Raw genomic sequence first — 18156 nt, 5'->3', positions numbered from 1 at the left:
TTTTCGAACATTATACCATCGAAAGCGTAACGGATTATCTTCTGGGTCATTATTCTCCTGAGTTGGTCGAACATTTTGGCGTGTCAAATGCTGATAAAGCGGCACCGAATAGGTGCGCAGAAATATTGGCAAAAAGCGAACGCCGCTATGACCCGTCCAGCCTTTTTGTATCGCCATCTTCGCAGCCTACGTCCGTCTTTGATATTGCCATCATCGGCCTGGATGGGCGTTACCCTAACGCGGAGAACATCACTGAGTTCTGGCAAAACCTGGTGGGGAATGTCGACTGTATTACGGAAATTCCGCCAGAGCGCTGGGACTGGCGTGATTATTTTTCCCCAGAAAAAGGCGTTCAGGGCAAAATTTACGGAAAATGGGGCGGATTTGTCCGCGACGTAGACTGTTTCGACCCGCTGTTTTTCAACCTTTCGCCGTATCAGGCTGAACAGATGGATCCCGCAGAGCGTCTGTTCATGCAGTCTGCCTATGGGGCGTTGGAAGATGCCGGATATACCCGCGACACACTGGATCCAGCGCGAAGGGTGGGCGTATTCGCGGGTACGACAGTTGAAGAGTATCAGCCCTATGGACTGGGCAGTAATCTGGGTTTGTTTATGAGTAACAGTGCCTCGATTACCAACCGGGTTTCTTACTTCTGCAACTTCAATGGGCCAAGCTTGACGCTTAACACCATGTGTTCTTCGTCGCTGTCGGCGATTCATCTGGCTTGCCAGAGCCTGATGTTGGGGGAGTGCGCGGCGGCGATTGCCGGTGCCGTTAACCTGTCGATTCACCCCAATAAATATGCCTACCTGGCACACAAACAGTTCTTGTCCAGCCATGGTCGCTGCATGGCTTTCGCCGCGCAGGGGGACGGGTATGTTCCCAGCGAAGGTGTAGGTAGCCTGGTGCTAAAGCCGCTGGCACGTGCGGTGGCGGATGGCGATAACATTTACGGCGTTATCAAAGGTAGCGCCTTGAACCACGGTGGTAAAACCAACGGTTACAGCGTACCTGGCCCACAGTCACAGGCTGAGGTGATTGAGCAGGCGCAGCGCTGCTCGGGGGTTGATGTCAGAAACATCAGCTACGTCGAAGCGCATGGTACCGGCACAAGTTTGGGCGATCCGATCGAACTTGAAGGGCTGAACAGGGCGTTTGGCGGTGACGCGGCAGGTAAACAGTACTGCGCCATCGGTTCGGTCAAATCTAACATCGGCCACTGCGAAAGCGCCGCCGGTCTGGCGGGCCTGACCAAGGTGCTGTTGCAAATGCAACACGGGATGCTGGTCAAGAGCCTGCACAGCGACACGCTTAACCCAAGCATAAAATTCAACAATACGCCGTTTTTCGTTCAGCGCGAAAATGCGCCTTGGCCGCGCCCGCGGCTTAGCGTTAATGGTGAAGAGAAATGCTTTCCACGCATTGCCGGGCTGTCATCATTCGGTGCGGGCGGATCGAATGCCCACATGATTATTGAAGAACCTCCGCAACAGCCCAGACGCGAAGAGATAGCATCCAGACCGGTGCTTATCGTGTTGTCTGCCGCCAATCAGGATCGCTTGGCGGCACGGTTGGCGCAGTTGGCCAGCTATCTGGCGCGGCATGAGGTCAACCTGACCGACCTGGCATACACCCTGCAAATCGGGCGTGAAGCAATGGCGACACGTCTGGCGATGGTGGTTAACAACCAGGATGAGTTGGTTGAAAAAGTACGGGCAGTTTCAACCGGTGAGGCGAGTGGTGTTTATCAGGGCGAAATCAACGGCTCAGAGGCTGCAACAAACACCACCGCACACGGAGTTGCCGACGATGGGCTGGAGAGATTGGCTGAATGTTGGGTGCGTGGAGAAAGGGTTGATTGGCATTCGCTATACCCTGAGTCTCACCCTCGACGCCTGAGCCTGCCGACCTATCCGTTCACCAGAGAACGTTACTGGTTGCCACCGTTGGTCGCTGAACTGGGCGGGCAACCTGAGCATTTGCATCCGTTGGTTCACTGCAAAATTTCAGATGTGAACGGGGTCGGTTTCCGTACCCGGTTAACCGGGAATGAGGTGTTTCTGCGTGACCATCAGGTGCGTGGGCGGGCCGTGGTGCCTGCCGCTGCACTATTGGAATGGGCTGCCGCTGCGCTAACGCTGGCGCACGCCGGTGAATGCGGCGCTATAACTTTGCAAGACGTCGTCTGGCTGCGGCCGTTGGTCGTCGAGTGTGAACGTGAAATCTATATCGCGCTACAAACACTGGCGGAGGGGCGTAAAACATTTGAACTATACGGTATGGAGGGCGATCGCCGGCAGGTGTACTGCCGCGGGTATGCCGTTACGTCAGGCGCGCAGCAGGAAGCCGATCGGCACTTGGATGTCGCTGGGTTGCGGGCGGATTGCCAGCCAGTAGCGAACCTGGTAGAGAAATATGCGCATTTCAGCGCCCAGGGGATCCACTATGGGCCATCGCTGCGTGCGCTGGTCGCCGTGAGCACCAATGCTGAGATCGCCGTGGGTGAGATTGATCTCAGTGCCTGCGAATATCCGCCGGCGCTGCGCGGCATTGTGTTGATCGACAGCGCATTGCAGGCCTGTGCGGCATTGGAAGGATTTACCCGGTTATGTCTGCCGTTCGCTGTGGCGCAATGGTGGACGTCGGGTGTCGTAGCGCAAAAAGTCTATGCCTTGGTACGTAAGACGCAGGCGGAAGAATACAACATTGAGATGACCGATGCGCAAGGCCGGGTCTTTATGCAACTGACGGGTGTGAGCCTGCGTTTGTTTGATGCCCAGTTGAAAGCAGAGGAACCGCATTTGCAGTTGGCTGTTCCAGGTTGGCGCGAACAGGCGTTATCACCAGCATCAACACCGGGTATACGGGGGCTTTGGACGATAGTGTGTGAAGCATCGATCGCGCCAGGGCTAGAGGGGCAGTTGGCCGCCGATCGCTATCTCTGTCTAACGGCGCAGGGGACGCCGGCGCAGCGTTACACGGCGTATGCTGGGCAGTTGCTGGCGTTGCTGCAAAACAACCCGGCCTTGCAGGAGGCGGCACCTGCCACGCTTCAACTCGTGGTCGCGGGCAGCGGTGAACCTGGGCTGATGCAGGGGCTAGCGTTGCTCCTGCGCAGCGCTGAGATGGAGTTTTCGCACCTGCGGGTCCAGGCGATTGTGCTGGATGATGAATCCTCCCCGGCTGATTGGTTAGCCGGGGTGCTGCGTCGTGAGGCGCAGCAGGGAGATCCGCTGGTACGTTATCAGGCGGGGCGTCGGAGGGTGTTGTGCTGGCAGGAGCCGAAGGCCGCTGCGCCAGCGCTTCCCTGGCGGGACCAGGGAGTGTACTGGATCACCGGGGGGTTGGGGGGCTAGGGCGGCAGTTGGCGGTGGCCATTGCTGGTGCGGTTAGCCATCCGGTGTTGATCCTCAGCGCGAGACAAGCACCGACGGAACCACAGCGTCAGTGGCTTGACACGCTGCGTGCGCAGGGCGCTCGCGTAGAATTTTATCCGCTGGACGTCAGCGACAGCACAGCGGTAGCCCAGGGGGTTTCCTCTATCACCGCCACCTATGGTGGCATCAATGGTGTGCTGCATTGCGCCGGGCTGCAACGTGATTGCCTGGTGCATAACCTCAATGAGAGCCGGTTGCAGGAGGTCATGGCAGCCAAGGTCGCCGGTGCCGAGGCATTGGATCGCACCCTTGGCGAACGGCCGTTGGACTGGATGGTGTTCTGTTCCTCGCTGGCGGCCGTACAGGGAAACCTCGGGCAAAGCGGCTATGCAGTGGCCAATGCCTATCTTGATCAATTAGCACTCTACCGGCAGCAGCAGGTTGATCGGGGTGAAAAACAGGGACGGACGATATCGGTAAACTGGCCTTTGCTGTCGGATGCCGGGATGCAGGTGGATGCGGAGCAGCAAGCCATTTTGCAACGCTCGTTTGGTTTAACGGCGATGCCTGTCGCACGGGGCCTTGAGGCGCTGCCGCAGATATTCGCGCTTGCTGCGCCAAGGGTTGCGGTGTTGTATGGCGAACCCTCCAGGTTCCACAAATGGCTGGTTGCGCAAAGGGGTCAATCTTCCTCCGAAGCCGAGCAAACATCGCCGCTGTCGGTTGAAGGCCACGACGAACGCCGGCAAGCGGTGGTTGGCTACCTGAAAAACACGCTCTCCAGTGTGATCAAGTTGCCTGTAGAGCGGATCGACGGCAAGGCGTCACTTGAAAAATACGGCTTTGATTCCATGGTGGCCGTTTCGTGGAATCAGGTCTTGAGCGATACATTGGGCAAACTGCCGATTTCCATGTTCTTTGAAAACCAGAGCATTGACGCTTTGGCTGACTATCTGGTGGCGCGCCATGCCAGCAAACTGGTGAACGTCTTTGGTGCAGCGACGATGCCTCTTGTTGAACCACCGCCGAAGAAAGAAGCGACGCCGGTTCCCGGCCCACGCCCAGGGGCGGTAAATGCAATTGACGACGATGATATCGCGATTATCGGTTTGAGCGGCCGTTACCCGCAGGCGGATGACATTGGCCAGTTCTGGCAGAATCTGTTGCAGGGGCGTGACTGCATTAGCGAAATTCCTGCTGAACGCTGGGACTGGCGTCGTGATTATGATCAACGGCCCGGTGTGCCAGGCAAAAGCTACGGAAAATGGGGCGGGTTTATTGACGGGATGGATTGTTTCGACCCGTTGTTTTTCCAGATCCTGCCAAGTGACGCCGAAAAAATGGACCCGCAGGAGCGCCTGTTTCTGCAATGTGCCTGGAGCGCGATCGAAGATGCCGGTTACACCCGCGCCAACCTGCCCGAAGATGAGGAGCGGCTGGTTGGGGTGTTCGTTGGCGTGATGAACGAAGAGTATCAGCTCTATACACCAAAAGCTGGCGAGGCGTGCGCTGCGCCGGTATTGCAGGGGGTCAGCGCTTCGATCGCTAACCGGGTGTCGTGGTTCTGCAACTTCCGTGGGCCGAGCCTGGCCGTTAACACCATGTGCTCCTCCTCGCTGACCGCCATTCATCTGGCCTGCCAGAGCCTACACCAACGGGAGTGTTCGGTGGCGATTGCCGGTGGGGTCAACGTCAACGTACATCCGAATAAATACCTGGCATTAGCTGAGATGGGATTTCTTTCCTCGCAAGGCCGCTGTACCAGCTTCGCCGCCGATGGCGACGGTTACGTGCCCGGCGAGGGAGTCGGGGCGGTGGTGTTGAAGCCGCTAGCGCGCGCACTGGCTGATGGCGATGCTATTTACGGTGTGATTAAGGGCAGCGCCGTGAATCACGGTGGCAAAACGCATGGCTATACCGTGCCCAATCCCCAGGCACAGCAGAAAGTTATCGAACGGGCAATACAGGCCGCAGGCGTGCACAGCCGGGCGATAAGCTATCTTGAGGCACACGGCACCGGCACCGCACTCGGCGATCCGATTGAAATTAGCGGCCTTACTGACGTGTTCACCAACCAGACAGCCGACAAGCAATTCTGTGCTATCGGTTCGGTCAAATCCAATATTGGCCATTGTGAAAGCGCTGCCGGGATCGCTGGCCTGAGCAAAATTCTGCTACAGATGCAGCACGGCCTATGGGTGAAAAGCCTGCACAGCGAGGTTATCAACCCGCACATTGATTTTACCGATACCCCGTTTGTCCTGATACGGGAAAACCAACCTTGGCCGCGCCCGCGGCTGACGTTGACAGGGGAAACCCGCGAGTATCCGCGCCTGGCGGGTCTGTCCTCATTCGGTGCGGGGGGTTCCAACGCACACCTGATCGTCGAGGAATATTTACCAGTTGGCGAGCGTGAAGCGACGGCAGCGATGCCGGTGATCATCGTGCTGTCGGCGCGCACCGCCGCGAGCTTACAGCAGCAGGTGGAGCGCCTGGCGGATTATCTGGAACAACGGGACGTCAATCTGACGGACGTAGCCTGGACCCTGCAAACCGGGCGGGAGGCAATGGCGCACCGGTTAGCGCTGGTGGTGGAAAGCCGCCAGGCGTTGACGGAAAAATTGCGGGCGGTGATTGCGGGCGAACAGAAGGTGGCGAATTGTTATACCGGCGGAACGAAGCATGAAAACAGCGTGCTATCCCTCTCGAATGATGATGACTTGCGGCAACTAAGCCTTATCTGGATCGGCAAGCATAAGCTGGACAAACTGGCCGAGTTTTGGGTTCAGGGGCTTGAGATTGACTGGCGTGAGCTGTACGGCGCACATCGGCCACAACGCCTCAATCTGCCGACTTATCCCTTTGCGCGGGAACGTTGCTGGGTCAGCCCTCCTGCAGAACACGCACACCCGCAGCGGGGGGCGGCTCTGCATCCTCTGGTGCATTGCAATACCTCGACGTTTGAACGCCAGCGATACAGTACGCACTTGACAGGGTGTGAGTGGTTTCTAACCGATCATCGGGTACAGCAACAGGGCGTTGTTCCCGGTGTCGTTCAGCTTGAATGGGCTCGTGCGGCGGTTAACCTGGCGCTGGAGAGCCAGGAGAGCGTGTATCTCAAACAGGTGATGTGGTTACGGCCGCTGGCGGTTGCCAACGCGCTCACCATTCATATTGCGTTGAAACCGCAACCGGACGGCTGCATCGGCTATGAAATTTACTCCGCCGATGATGAGGCGCATGTCTACAGCCGTGGTTATGCCGTGGTTGGTGAACCGACAGTTCCCGCACCATTTGACCTGGCTGTTTTGCTGGCACGCTGTGATGCCAACCTGGATCACGACGCAATTTACGTCGGTTTTGAGCAGGCCGGACTGCATTATGGTCCTCGTCTGCGGCTGGTGAAACAGATCCGGAGCGGGGAGGGGCTTGCGCTTGGAGAGTTGCTGCCAGCGCAGCATCAAGACGAATTGGGTTATCTCTGGCCGGTGGATCAGCTGGATGCGGCGCTTCAAAGTAGCGTTGGTCTGCTGACGAGCAGCGAACTGCTGCTGCCGATTGCTGTCGAGTCGGCCAGGTTCTGGGGCAGCCGCGCTGCCCCTGTTTATGCCGTCATCCAACCTGCGGTGAAGGATACTCCGGCGCTACGTAAATGGGATATCGCGCTGGTTGGCCCCGATGGACAGGTCGTGTTGCAACTGCTTGAGGTGACCTTGCGTCAGGCGGTGGCCTCAACGAACGATGAAACCCTTGGCGAAACCCTACCTGCGCCGGGGGAAGAAGAGGTGACGCGGCTGATCGAGCAGGCGCTGAGTGCCCTTATTGCATCGACCCTCAAACTGCCAGTGGAAGAACTGGACCGGAATGTGCCGTTTGCTGAGTTCGGCTTTGATTCCATCAATCTGGGAACGCTGGGCAATCAACTGAATGAACGCTACGGATTACAGCTCAGCACCACGATCTTTTTTGAAGCGCCCACCATTGCTGCGCTGGCCGTCAGGCTGGCGGCTGAGCATCGCGAAGCGTTTACCGGTGTTCTGGATACGGCTGGACCGGCAATCGCCGCATTAGCGGATGTCCCACCGCTGTTCACCCCAGGCTGGCGCCATCCGGCTAAACCTCCTGCCGCAACGGCGGTTGAGCCGATCGCGGTGATCGGCATGAGCGGCAGTTTCCCGCAGTCACCGGATATCGGGGCCTTATGGGCTAATCTGCTGGCCGGAGAAGACTGTATCAGCGAACTGCCGCCGGCGCGCTGGGCCACCCGCCCAGAGAGATGCCATGCGGGTATTTTGCAGAACGTCGCCGGTTTTGATCCGCTGTTCTTCGGCATTTCACCGCGTGAGGCGAAAGCGATGGATCCCCAGCAACGTCTATTGATGATGTATGTCCATCATGTTCTGGAGGATGCGGGTTATTCCACCGCAAGCCTTTCCGGTAGCAATACTGCCTTGTTGGTCGGCACCGGTAGCACCGGTTACGGGCAACTGCTGGCGCAGGCGGGCGAGCCGAACGCTGGCTACAGTATGGCTGGTTTGGTGAGTTCGATAGGGCCGAACCGTATGAGCTACTGGCTGAACTGGCATGGCCCGAGCGAACCGATCGAAACTGCCTGTTCCAGCTCGCTGGTGGCCATCCACAGAGCGATGGAACTGCTGCGTAACGGTCAGTGTGAACAGGCTGTGGTCGGTGGCGTCAATACGCTGATGTCTCCAGATGCGCAAGAAAGCTTTGCTCTGGCGGGTATGCTGAGTGCGGACGGCCGTTGTAAACCCTTCTCTGCACGGGCGGATGGTTACGCCCGCAGCGAAGGAGTGGGGATGCTGATGCTCAAACCGCTAAGTGCCGCTGAGCGTGATGGCGATCATATTTACGGTCTGTTGCTGGGCAGCGCTGAAAATCATGGCGGGCGCGCGGCTTCGCTGACATCGCCTAATCCCAACGCACAGGCCCGGGTGATTGAGGCCGCATTCCATCAGGCCGGGGTAGAACCTGCAACGGTTAACTACATCGAAACCCACGGCACCGGTACGCTGCTGGGCGATCCAATCGAAATCATGGGGTTGCACCAGGCATTCAGCACGCTGGCGCAGGGGGCTGCATTGCCCGTTGCCGGCTGTGGACTGGGGTCGGTGAAAAGCAATATCGGCCATACCGAACTGGCCGCAGGGGTTGCAGGCGTGATTAAAGTGCTGTTGCAAATGCGCCACCAGCAACTGGTCGCCAGCCTGAATGGAGACCCCTGTAATCCACAGATTGACCTGACGGGCAGCCCGTTTCATCTGGTGAACCAAAATCAGCAATGGCTTGCCTTACGCGACGCTATGGGTCACGCACTACCACGCCGGGCTGGCGTTAGCTCCTTCGGTTTCGGCGGGGTTAATGCGCACATCGTGCTGGAAGAGTATCCGGCAGCTTCTCGCCAGCCGACAGCGGTTAATGCCCCGGTGCTGATCGTTTTGTCTGCACAGAGCGAGCAGGCGTTAAATCAGAGGGTTGCGCAGTTACATGACCATCTGCTGCGGGGCCCACAAAATCTCACCGACCTGGCCTATACCTTGCAAGTGGGTCGCGACGCCATGAAAGTGCGCATCGCCCTGATTGCGGGTAGCCAGCAGGCGCTGGTGGATAAGCTGGCTGCGCTGCTGAATGCCCAACAGGGGGGCAGCGGTATCTGGCGTGGTACAGCAGAGAATCACGGTGCTGCCTTACCAGGACGGGACATGGACAATCTCCCCGCGCTGGCTGAGGGTTGGGTGAACGGCGCCAGCGCTGATTGGCACCATCTCTACAACGGGCAACCGAGCCCGGTGCGTCTGAGCCTGCCGACTTATCCTTTCGAATTGGAGCCTTACTGGCCAGAACAGCCTGCGGTAGCAGGCAGAACGCATTTCTTGCATCCACTGATTGAACGCAACACTTCCGATTTAAACGAGCAGCGTTACACCACCACGTTGAGTGGCGACGAGTGGTTCCTGCGTGACCATCAGGTTAACGGGCGAGCCATCGTGCCAGGGGCGGTGCTGTTGGAGTGGGCGCGAGCGGCGGTTTGTTTGGCGGCGGAGGTGGCGGAGGTAACGCTGTGCGACGTGGTGTGGTTACGGCCTCTGGAGGTAACGCAGCCGACGCAGGTGCATATCGCACTGGAACCAAGGCCGGATGGGCATATTGAATTTGAAATTTATGACGACGGCCCGTCTGACGAACCGGCCTATTGTCAGGGATATGCGGATACGAAACCCCGGTTTGTAGCACCGGCAATGGGTGACAGGCCAGCCGACGTGTTGCGTCAGGTTCAGCAGGTGATCGAAGGAGACGCATTTTACGCTCGTCTTGCCGCTCTGGGGATGCGCTTTGGTGAAAGCTTGCGGGTGGTGCAGCGCATTTGCGTTGAGGGCGATGGCGTGTTGGGTGAGCTGGATATCGGCAATACGGTGAGTCACCAGGGCTATGGCTGGCTGCCAGCGCTGCTTGATGGCGCGTTGCAAACCGTAGCCGCCGCTACCGGGGAGGGTGCTGGTTTCGCTTATCCCTTTGCGCTGCGGCAGATTGCGGGGGGGCAGAGGTTTCCCTCCCGCGTCTGGGCACAGGTAAGGCTAACGGGAAGTGGGCAGGAAGCGGTGCGTAAATGGAACATCATTGTCCAGGACGAACATGGAAAAGCCGTATTGGCATTTGACAGCGTGAGTTTCAGGGACGCCCCTTAACACGCAACGGCAACTGACGGAACAAGAAGTGGAGAATTGATCATGGACAGAAAAAAGCAGGCTGGGCTGGCATCTTATCAGGTGCCACGATCGTTGAACCCGGCGGCAAGCGAGGAAAGTGCTACTTCAGTTTCCGACGAATTAACGGGTGAAATTCTGCTTACGCCAGTATGGCAGGTGGAGGCTGGCAGCGATACAGCCTGGCCGACACCGATCGAAATTGCGTCAGGAGAGGATGTCGGCTACGAAACCATCGCGCAGGAAATAAAATCGCTGGCGTCGGCGGAACACCTGCTGTGGCAGGTGAGTTCCGATGCGACACCTTCTCTGACCGGCCTGCGTATTATCCAGTCTTTGCTGGCGGAAGGTTATGGCACCCATCCGCTGATGTTTACCGTGATTACCCGTAACGCGCAGGCTGTTCAGCGCCATGAGCGTACCGATCCGCAACAGGCGGCGGTACATGGTTTGATCGGTTCGTTAGCCAAAGAGTATCCGCATTGGCGCATCCGCCTGTTGGATCTCTGTGCCGATCAGCCTCTGGATCAGGTTGCCTGGCAGGCATGCCCGAGCGATCCGCTGGGCGATGCGCGGGTCTGGCGTGAAGGGTGCTGGTACCTTCAGCGTCTGCTACCGTGCCGCCCGTTTGACCCCGTTGAACCGGCGTTTCGCCGCGATGGTGTTTACGTGGTGCTGGGCGGTGCCGGCGGGATCGGCACGGCGTTCAGTGAGTATCTGGTCCGTCGATATCAAGCCCAGATGGTGTGGTTGGGGCGTCGGGCTGAAGATGAGGCGATCGTCGCACAGTGCGAGCGCTTGGCTGAACTGGGGCCAAGGCCGCTGTATTTACAAGCTGATGCCTGTGACCGGGAACAGCTTGAACTGGTTTATCAGGTGCTGAAGGCGCGATTCCCACGCATCAATGGGTTGGTGCACTCCGCGATCGTACTGGCAGATCAAAGCCTGGCGATGCTCGACGAGACTCGTTTCAATGCCGCACTGCAAGCCAAGTGCGCCACGGCACGCCATTTGGATGCGGTGTTTGGTCATGAACCCCTCGATTTCCAGCTTTACTTCTCTTCTCTGCAAAGCTTTATGAAAGCCCCCGGCCAGGCAAATTACGCCGCCGGTTGCTGTTACGCCGACGCGTTCGCGCATAATCTCAACGACCGTCCTTACCCGGTGAAGATGGTTCACTGGGGCTACTGGGGAAGCATTGGCGTGGTGTCCAGCCCGTTTTACCGTGAGCAGATGATGAAACAGGGGGTGGACTCCATTGACCCCCCCGAGGCGATGGCCACGCTGGAACGGTTGCTTTCTGGGCCTTTTACCTGTTTGAGCCTGATAAAAACGCTGCGTGATGATGTGTTTCCCCAACTGGTCGACAAACATGCCGATCGGATTGTGTTGGCGCAGGGGAACGGGCTGTTGCCGCTACCGCGGCTGTCCGTCACGGCAGCGGAGCAAAAGGTGCAGCCTGTGATCCCTGCGCTGATGGGGCTGGAACAACGTCTCGCCGCGCTGCTGCATAGTCAACTGGCTGCGCTGGGTGGGTTGGATGACCTTGGTGAGGTGCCACAGAATTATCGGCGTTGGCGGCTTGCCGCCTTGGCGCTTATAAATGCTGCCGGTATCGCACCGGATCACCCCGTGCCAGATGCGGATCGGATCTGGGAAGAGTGGGAACGTTACTGCCTATCGGTGCAGCACACGCCGGGGCTGGGTGCACAAACTCGTCTGGCTGACGCCACCTTGCGGGCGTTACCGCTGATTCTGAACGGCAAAAAAAACGCCATGGAGGTGATGTTCCCTCAGGGCAGCATGGCGTTGGTGGAAGGAATATATCACCACCACCCGATCTCTGACGCCTTTAACACCTTGTTGGCTGACGCGCTGATCGCGTGGCTACAGGCTAGTCTGCAACAACGGCCGGAGGCCCGGTTCCGTATTCTGGAGGTTGGCGCTGGTACCGGCGGCACCAGCCGCGAGATTTTTTCCCGTTTGGCCCCGTGGGCGGAACGGATAGATGAATATGCCTATACCGACATTTCTGAAGCTTTTCTGCTGTATGCCAGAACGCATTATGCGCAGCAAGCGCCCTACCTGAGCACCAGGCGGCTGAATATCGAAAGGCCACCCGTTGAGCAAGGCTTTGTCCCGGCGAATTACGACATTATCGTGGCGACAAACGTTCTGCATGCCACACGTGACATTCGCCGAACCTTGCATCACTGCAAGAGCCTGCTGAAACGACAGGGGTTGATGTTAATCAACGAGGTGTCTGCTACCAGCGTCTTTTCCCATGTGACTTTTGGGCTGCTGGACGGCTGGTGGTTGTTCGAAGATACTCCGTTACGCCTGCCGGGGGCACCGGTACTGGGTGCTGAAACCTGGCAGCGCCTGCTGGTGGAAAGTGGGTTTACCGACACGGCACTGCCAGCCACGGCGTTGAGCGCGGCCGGGCAGCAGATCATCCTGGGTTTCAGTGACGGTATTATTCAATTGCCGGCTTCTGCACCTGTGCCGAATACCTCCGTACCACAACGTGTTATACCACATCCGATGGCAGCGCAGGATGCCGGGCTGACCGTGCAAACGGTAAAGCGGATGCGTGACATGGTAGCGGAAATGCTCAATATCCCATCCCATAAAATCAATCCGGTGGTTCCGCTGGGAAATTATGGTGTTGATTCCATCATGGCGCAGCATCTGGCGAAGGTATTGGGCAGCATTTTCTCCGATATCAGCGTCACGTTATTGTTTGAATATCCCACCATTGAAAAGCTGGCCAATTATTTTGCCACGACGCAAAAAACAGCGCTGGAGAACTGGCTGAACCGGCAACCCGGCAGCGATGCGCCACTGGTCGACGCGGTGGTTAAAACGAATTCACGTCGTATCCGCCGTCGTTTTGTTTCACAGATGTCCACGGAAACTCTGTTATCACCGCCATCTGGCAGCATCGCCGTTATTGGCCTGAGCGGCCGCTATCCGCGCGCCGCCAATCTGGCGCAATTCTGGCATAACCTTGAGCAAGGGGTGGATTGTATCACTCAGGTTCCTGCGGAGCGCTGGGGAGAAAACGCGCGTCAGCAAGGCGGTTTTATAGACGATATTGCGTGCTTCGATCCGCTGTTCTTTCAGATTTCGCCGCGGGAAGCGGAGTTGATCGATCCGCAAGAGCGCCTGTTTTTGCAGTGCGCCTGGCATGCGATTGAAGATGCAGGTTATACGCCGCGCGGCCTGTCACCGAATAACCAGGTTGGGGTGTTCGTCGGCGTGATGAACAACTCATATAGTGCGCAACCCAGCCACTGGTCAATCGCTAACCGCGTCTCGTTCACCCTTGACTTTCAGGGGCCGAGTCTGTCGGTTGATACTGCCTGTTCTTCGTCACTGAGTGCTATCCACCTGGCATTGGACAGCCTGGCCAAAGGGCGTATTGACTGTGCCATTGCCGGGGGCGTCAATCTTATTGTCGATCCCCGCCAGTACGCGACCTTGGCCGGTTTAAACATGCTTTCCGCGGATAGCCGCTGCCGCAGTTTCGGCGCTGGAGCTGAAGGATTTGCCGATGCGGAAGGCGTCGGCGCGATATTGCTCAAACCGCTGGCACGGGCCTTGGCGGACGGCGACTCTATCTACGGCGTGATCAAAGCCAGCGCCCTCAATCACGGTGGTAAAACTGGCGGCTATAGCGTGCCTAACCCGAAGGCACAGGCTGGGATGATTGACCAGGTATTGCGTGACGCTGGCGTTAACCCGCGCACGGTCAGCTATATCGAAGCTCATGGTACAGGGACTGCGCTGGGTGATCCGATTGAAATTCGTGGGTTGAGTGAAGCGTTCGGTCGCCAAACCCAGGACAAACAGTTTTGTGCCCTCGGTTCGGTCAAATCCAATATCGGCCACTGCGAAAGCGCTGCCGGCATTGCAGGCCTGACCAAGGTACTGTTGCAGATGCGGTACGGCAGACGAGTGAAAAGTCTGCACAGCGAAGCCCTCAACCCGCATATCGATTTCAGCCGGACACCGTTCACGGTCCAGCAGCACAACGACGACTGGCCACGCCCGCGTGTGACGCTTGACGGCGTGACGCGAGAGTACCCGCGTATTGCCGGCATTTCCTCCTTCGGCGCTGGCGGTGCTAATGCCCACTTAATCGTTGAGGAGTATGTCGCTGCCGCAGAAACGTCAACGACAGTCAGCGACGTTGCACTGTTCGTCCTCTCGGCGCGTACTCAGGACGCTTTGCGAACGCAGGTCGAACAACTGCGGGTGTTTGTTGAGCAGCACGACGTTAACCTGGCCGATCTGGCATACACATTACAGGTCGGGCGTGAAGCGATGGCCTGCCGATGGGCGTTGATTGCCGGTTCTCGGCAGCAACTGCTGGCCGGGTTACAGGCACAGAACGGCGGTGAAACGTTGCCGCAGATGCGGGTATGGCAAGGGGAAATCGGGCCTGGTCAGGATCCGCTTGAACTGATGATGGCGCATGAGGCGCTGCACGCAGCGCTTGGTGAGCACCAGTGGGTGGATAAATGCGCCTGGCTGGCTGAGCGCTGGGTACAGGGGGGAAATGTTGATTGGGGCCTGCTTTGGGGGGATGTGGTGCCGAAACGCGTAAACCTGCCCGGCTACCCATTTGCCCGCGAATCTTACTGGCAGCCAGCATTCCGGCATAGTGCCGACACTACGAGCGTGACTGGCGGGCAGACGCTGACGGCAGAAACGATCCTGGCCGCGCCGCACTGGGTCGAGCAGGTGCCGCCGAAACAGGAAATGAGGACTGCTGGGGATAGCTGGTGGTTTTCCTGTGATATCGAGCTGCCCGGTGATAAGTCTGTGCGCCTGAGGGCGGAAGGCTCGCCGGCAGGGTGTTATGCACAATATGCTGAACAGTTGATGACGCAATTAGGCGAACTGGTGGCACTGCCGGGGGGGCAACCTCTGACTCTGCATCTGGTGGTGGGCGATTGGGATGAAGAGCCGCTGGTGGCAGGGTTGCACTCGCTGCTGCGTAGCGTCGAACAGGAGTATTTGCACCTGCGTTGTCAGACGCTGATCCTCGACCCGGCCGCGCTGAAAGACGAAAGCGCATTGACGACGCTGCTGAATGCGGAAGCTGCCGCCGAGGAGCCGCTGGTGCGCTACCGTGACGGGCGGCGTGAAGTGCAGCGTTGGGCAGAACTGCCGGTGAATGACCCCGTTATGCCGTGGCGTGACGGCGGCGTTTATTGGATAACCGGTGGCCTGGGTGGCCTGGGCCGGGTGATGGCCCAGGCCATCGCACAGCAGGCCGCTGACCCGCTGCTGATTTTGAGTGGCCGCACCGTGACGGCGGCGGCGCATCAGGCGTTTGCCGATGCGCTGCGTGCGGCGGGGGCCCGGGTAGAGCTGCATGCGCTGGATGTCAGTGACGCGCCCGCGGTGCACGCACTGGCGCAGGATATCGCTGCCCGTCATGGGCGACTGAATGGCGTGCTGCACTGTGCGGGGGTGTTGGAAGACCACCTGCTGGCGACCATGACGCCGCAGGCGTTGCACAAGGTGCTGGCCCCGAAGGTGGCCGGGGTGGCGGCGCTGGATGCGGCAACGCGTGAACTGGCGCCGGAGTGGATGATCCTGTGTTCCTCGCTGGCCGGGGTGTGGGGCAATCAGGGGCAGAGCGGCTATGCCGCGGCCAATGCCTTCCTCGACCAGTTTGCCTGTGAGCGTCAACGCCGGATGCCGGGGCGTACGCTGTCGGTGAACTGGCCATTATGGGATGCAACCGGGATGCGGATGACGGCGGCAACCCAGGCAGCACTGCATGACAGCGGCCTGGTGCCGTTGCCCGCCGCTGAAGGCGTGGCGGCGCTGGCGCGGTTGCTGGGGCAGGATACGGCGCACGCGGCGGTACTGTACGGCGACCGCCCACGCCTGGTGGCGCAGTTGGCACAGGCAGGGGGCCTGTCAGCGCGGCGGCCTGAGCGTTTACCTGCTGGCGGCGGGGCACGGCCGGAGTTGAAGGGGCTGGATGTGGCGGAGTCAGTCTTGTGGGACCTGACCGAACTGGCGCAGCAACAGCTGAAGCTACCGCGCCATGAAATCACACCGGAGCGTCAACTGACCGAGTACGGCTTTGATTCCATTTCGTTGACCGAGTTTGTGCGAGGCCTGAGTCGCCACTTCGGTGTGGTATTCACGCCATCGCTGTTCTTCAGCTACCCCAGCCTGGGGCAGTTTGCGGCTTATTTGCAGGCGACCTTCGGCGATGAACTGACGGTGTTTTATCAGCCATCGTCAGCACCGCAGCCGGTATCACCAGATCTACCGCTACGCCAGCCCGTGTCGCGGTCCCCGGCAAGCCAGCCGGAGGATGACGAGCCGATCGCGGTGATTGGCATGAGTGGCCGTTTCCCGGGCGCACGTACTACGCGGGAGCTGTGGGCGATCCTGGCGGAAGGGCGCAGCGTTATCGGCCCATACCCGGCGGAGCGGTTGGAGGGTGAGGACGGGGTGACGCGCTGGCTGGGGGCGGTGCCGGGGGCGGACGAGTTCGACCCGCTGTTCTTTGAGATGTCGCCGCGTGAGGCAGAACTGACGGACCCGCGCCAGCGCCTGCTGTTGCAGGAGGCGTGGCGGGCGCTGGAAGATGCCGGTTACGGCGAACGTCAGCTGGCGCAACACCGGGTGGGCATGTTCGTGGGCGTGGAGCAGGGGGATTACCTGCAGCGGGTGGGACGGCGTGGGGGCGTGATGGGCAACCATGACGGTATTCTGGCCGCCAGGCTGGCCTACGTGCTGGATCTGCAGGGGCCGGTGATGGCCATCAACACCGCCTGCTCGTCCGGGCTGGTGGCGCTGCATCAGGCATGCCGCAGCCTGCTGGACAACGCGTGTGACACGGCGCTGGCAGCAGGGGTCAACCTGATGCTGACGCCGACCGTGCTGGATGCCATGCACGACACCGGGATGCTGTCGCCGGACGGGGTATGTTACGCGTTTGACCGGCGGGCGAATGGCCTGGTGGCGGGTGAGGCGTGCGTGGCGCTGGTGCTTAAACGGCTGTCGCGGGCGCAGGCGGACGGCGATCCGATCCAGGCGGTTATCGCGGGCAGCGGGATCAACTACGACGGACGCACGCAGGGGATCACGGCCCCGAACGGGATAGCGCAAACGCAACTGTTGCGCGAGGTGTATCAACGGGCAGGGCTCAGCCCGGACGCGGTGGATTATGTGGTGACGCACGGCACCGGAACGCCGTTGGGCGATCCGGTGGAAATCAACGCGCTGTGCGAGGCCTTCGGCAATGAAGGGCGGCAGCAGGGGTGTGCGTTGACCTCGAGCAAGCCGAACGTGGGGCATACGCTTGCGGCGTCAGGACTGGTGAGCTTGGTGGGGCTGATAGAGGCGCTGCGGCACGAGACCATCCCGGCGAGCCTGCACTGCGAGCAGGAGAGCGAGTATATCGACTGGGCGAACAGCCCGTTCTATGTCAACAAAACCGCGCAGCCGTGGCCGGTGGCGGCGGACCGGGTGAGAACGGGGGCGGTCAGTGCGTTCGGGGTGAGCGGCACCAATGCGCACGTGGTGGTGCGCGGGGCGGAGTCGGCGGGCGTGAGGCGGCCGGCGGTGGGGCGTCAGTGCCACCTGCTGGTCGTGTCGGCGAAGACGGAAGCGGCGTTACAGACGCGGCTGGCGGAGTTGACGGCAGAGCTGGCGGTGGGAGCGTGGGATGCGGCACGGCTCAGTGCGCTGAGCCACACGTTGTTGAACGGGCGTCAGCATTTTGCTCACCGCTGCGCGCTGGTGGTGGAGGACGAGGAAGAGACGCGTTACGTGCTGCAACAGGCGTTGGAAGGGGGGAGCCGCAGTAACCTGTTCCGCGGGGAGGTGAAGCGCGGGTTCCGGGCGCAAAAGGGATTGCAGACGTACGGCGAGCGGCTGATCGGTGAGACGGTGGCACAGGAAGAGCGCGGTGCGTTGCGCGAGGGGCTGCTGTCGCTGGCGGAGCTGTACTGCCAGGGGTACGGGCTGAACTGGTCGGGGCTGTTTGGTGATGCGGCGCCGGTGCGGTTGAG

3 protein-coding genes (1 of these 3 cut by a window edge) are annotated in these 18156 nt (G+C 59.6%); all 3 read left to right on the top strand.

The window, feature by feature from the left end; translation table 11 throughout:
* Positions 1-125: 125 nt before the first annotated feature.
* Tightly spaced (at most 42 nt apart), the 3 genes in view from D9980_RS10600 to D9980_RS10590 form a layout consistent with a single transcriptional unit that may run on beyond the window.
* Entirely contained in the window at positions 126-3359 is a 3234-nt protein-coding gene (locus D9980_RS10600) for a type I polyketide synthase (protein WP_238393698.1), read from the top strand.
* Positions 3272-10087 carry an SDR family NAD(P)-dependent oxidoreductase gene (locus tag D9980_RS10595; protein ID WP_121607257.1) on the top strand — a complete coding sequence of 2272 codons (6816 nt, stop codon included), beginning with the start codon at positions 3272-3274 and terminating at the stop codon, positions 10085-10087. The genes D9980_RS10600 and D9980_RS10595 overlap by 88 nt, the downstream gene beginning before the upstream one ends.
* A 42-nt stretch (positions 10088-10129) precedes the next feature.
* Positions 10130-18156, top strand: partial view of an SDR family NAD(P)-dependent oxidoreductase gene (locus D9980_RS10590; protein ID WP_121607256.1) — the start only. 19447 nt of this gene lie beyond the right edge of the window; only the first 8027 of its 27474 coding nucleotides appear in the window; the start codon lies at positions 10130-10132; the stop codon falls past the right edge of the window.

The organism is Serratia sp. 3ACOL1, assembly GCF_003668775.1.
Lineage (GTDB): Bacteria > Pseudomonadota > Gammaproteobacteria > Enterobacterales > Enterobacteriaceae > Chania > Chania fonticola.
Note: the sequence above shows the minus strand (reverse complement) of the source record. Positions and strands in the feature narration are given on the sequence as shown.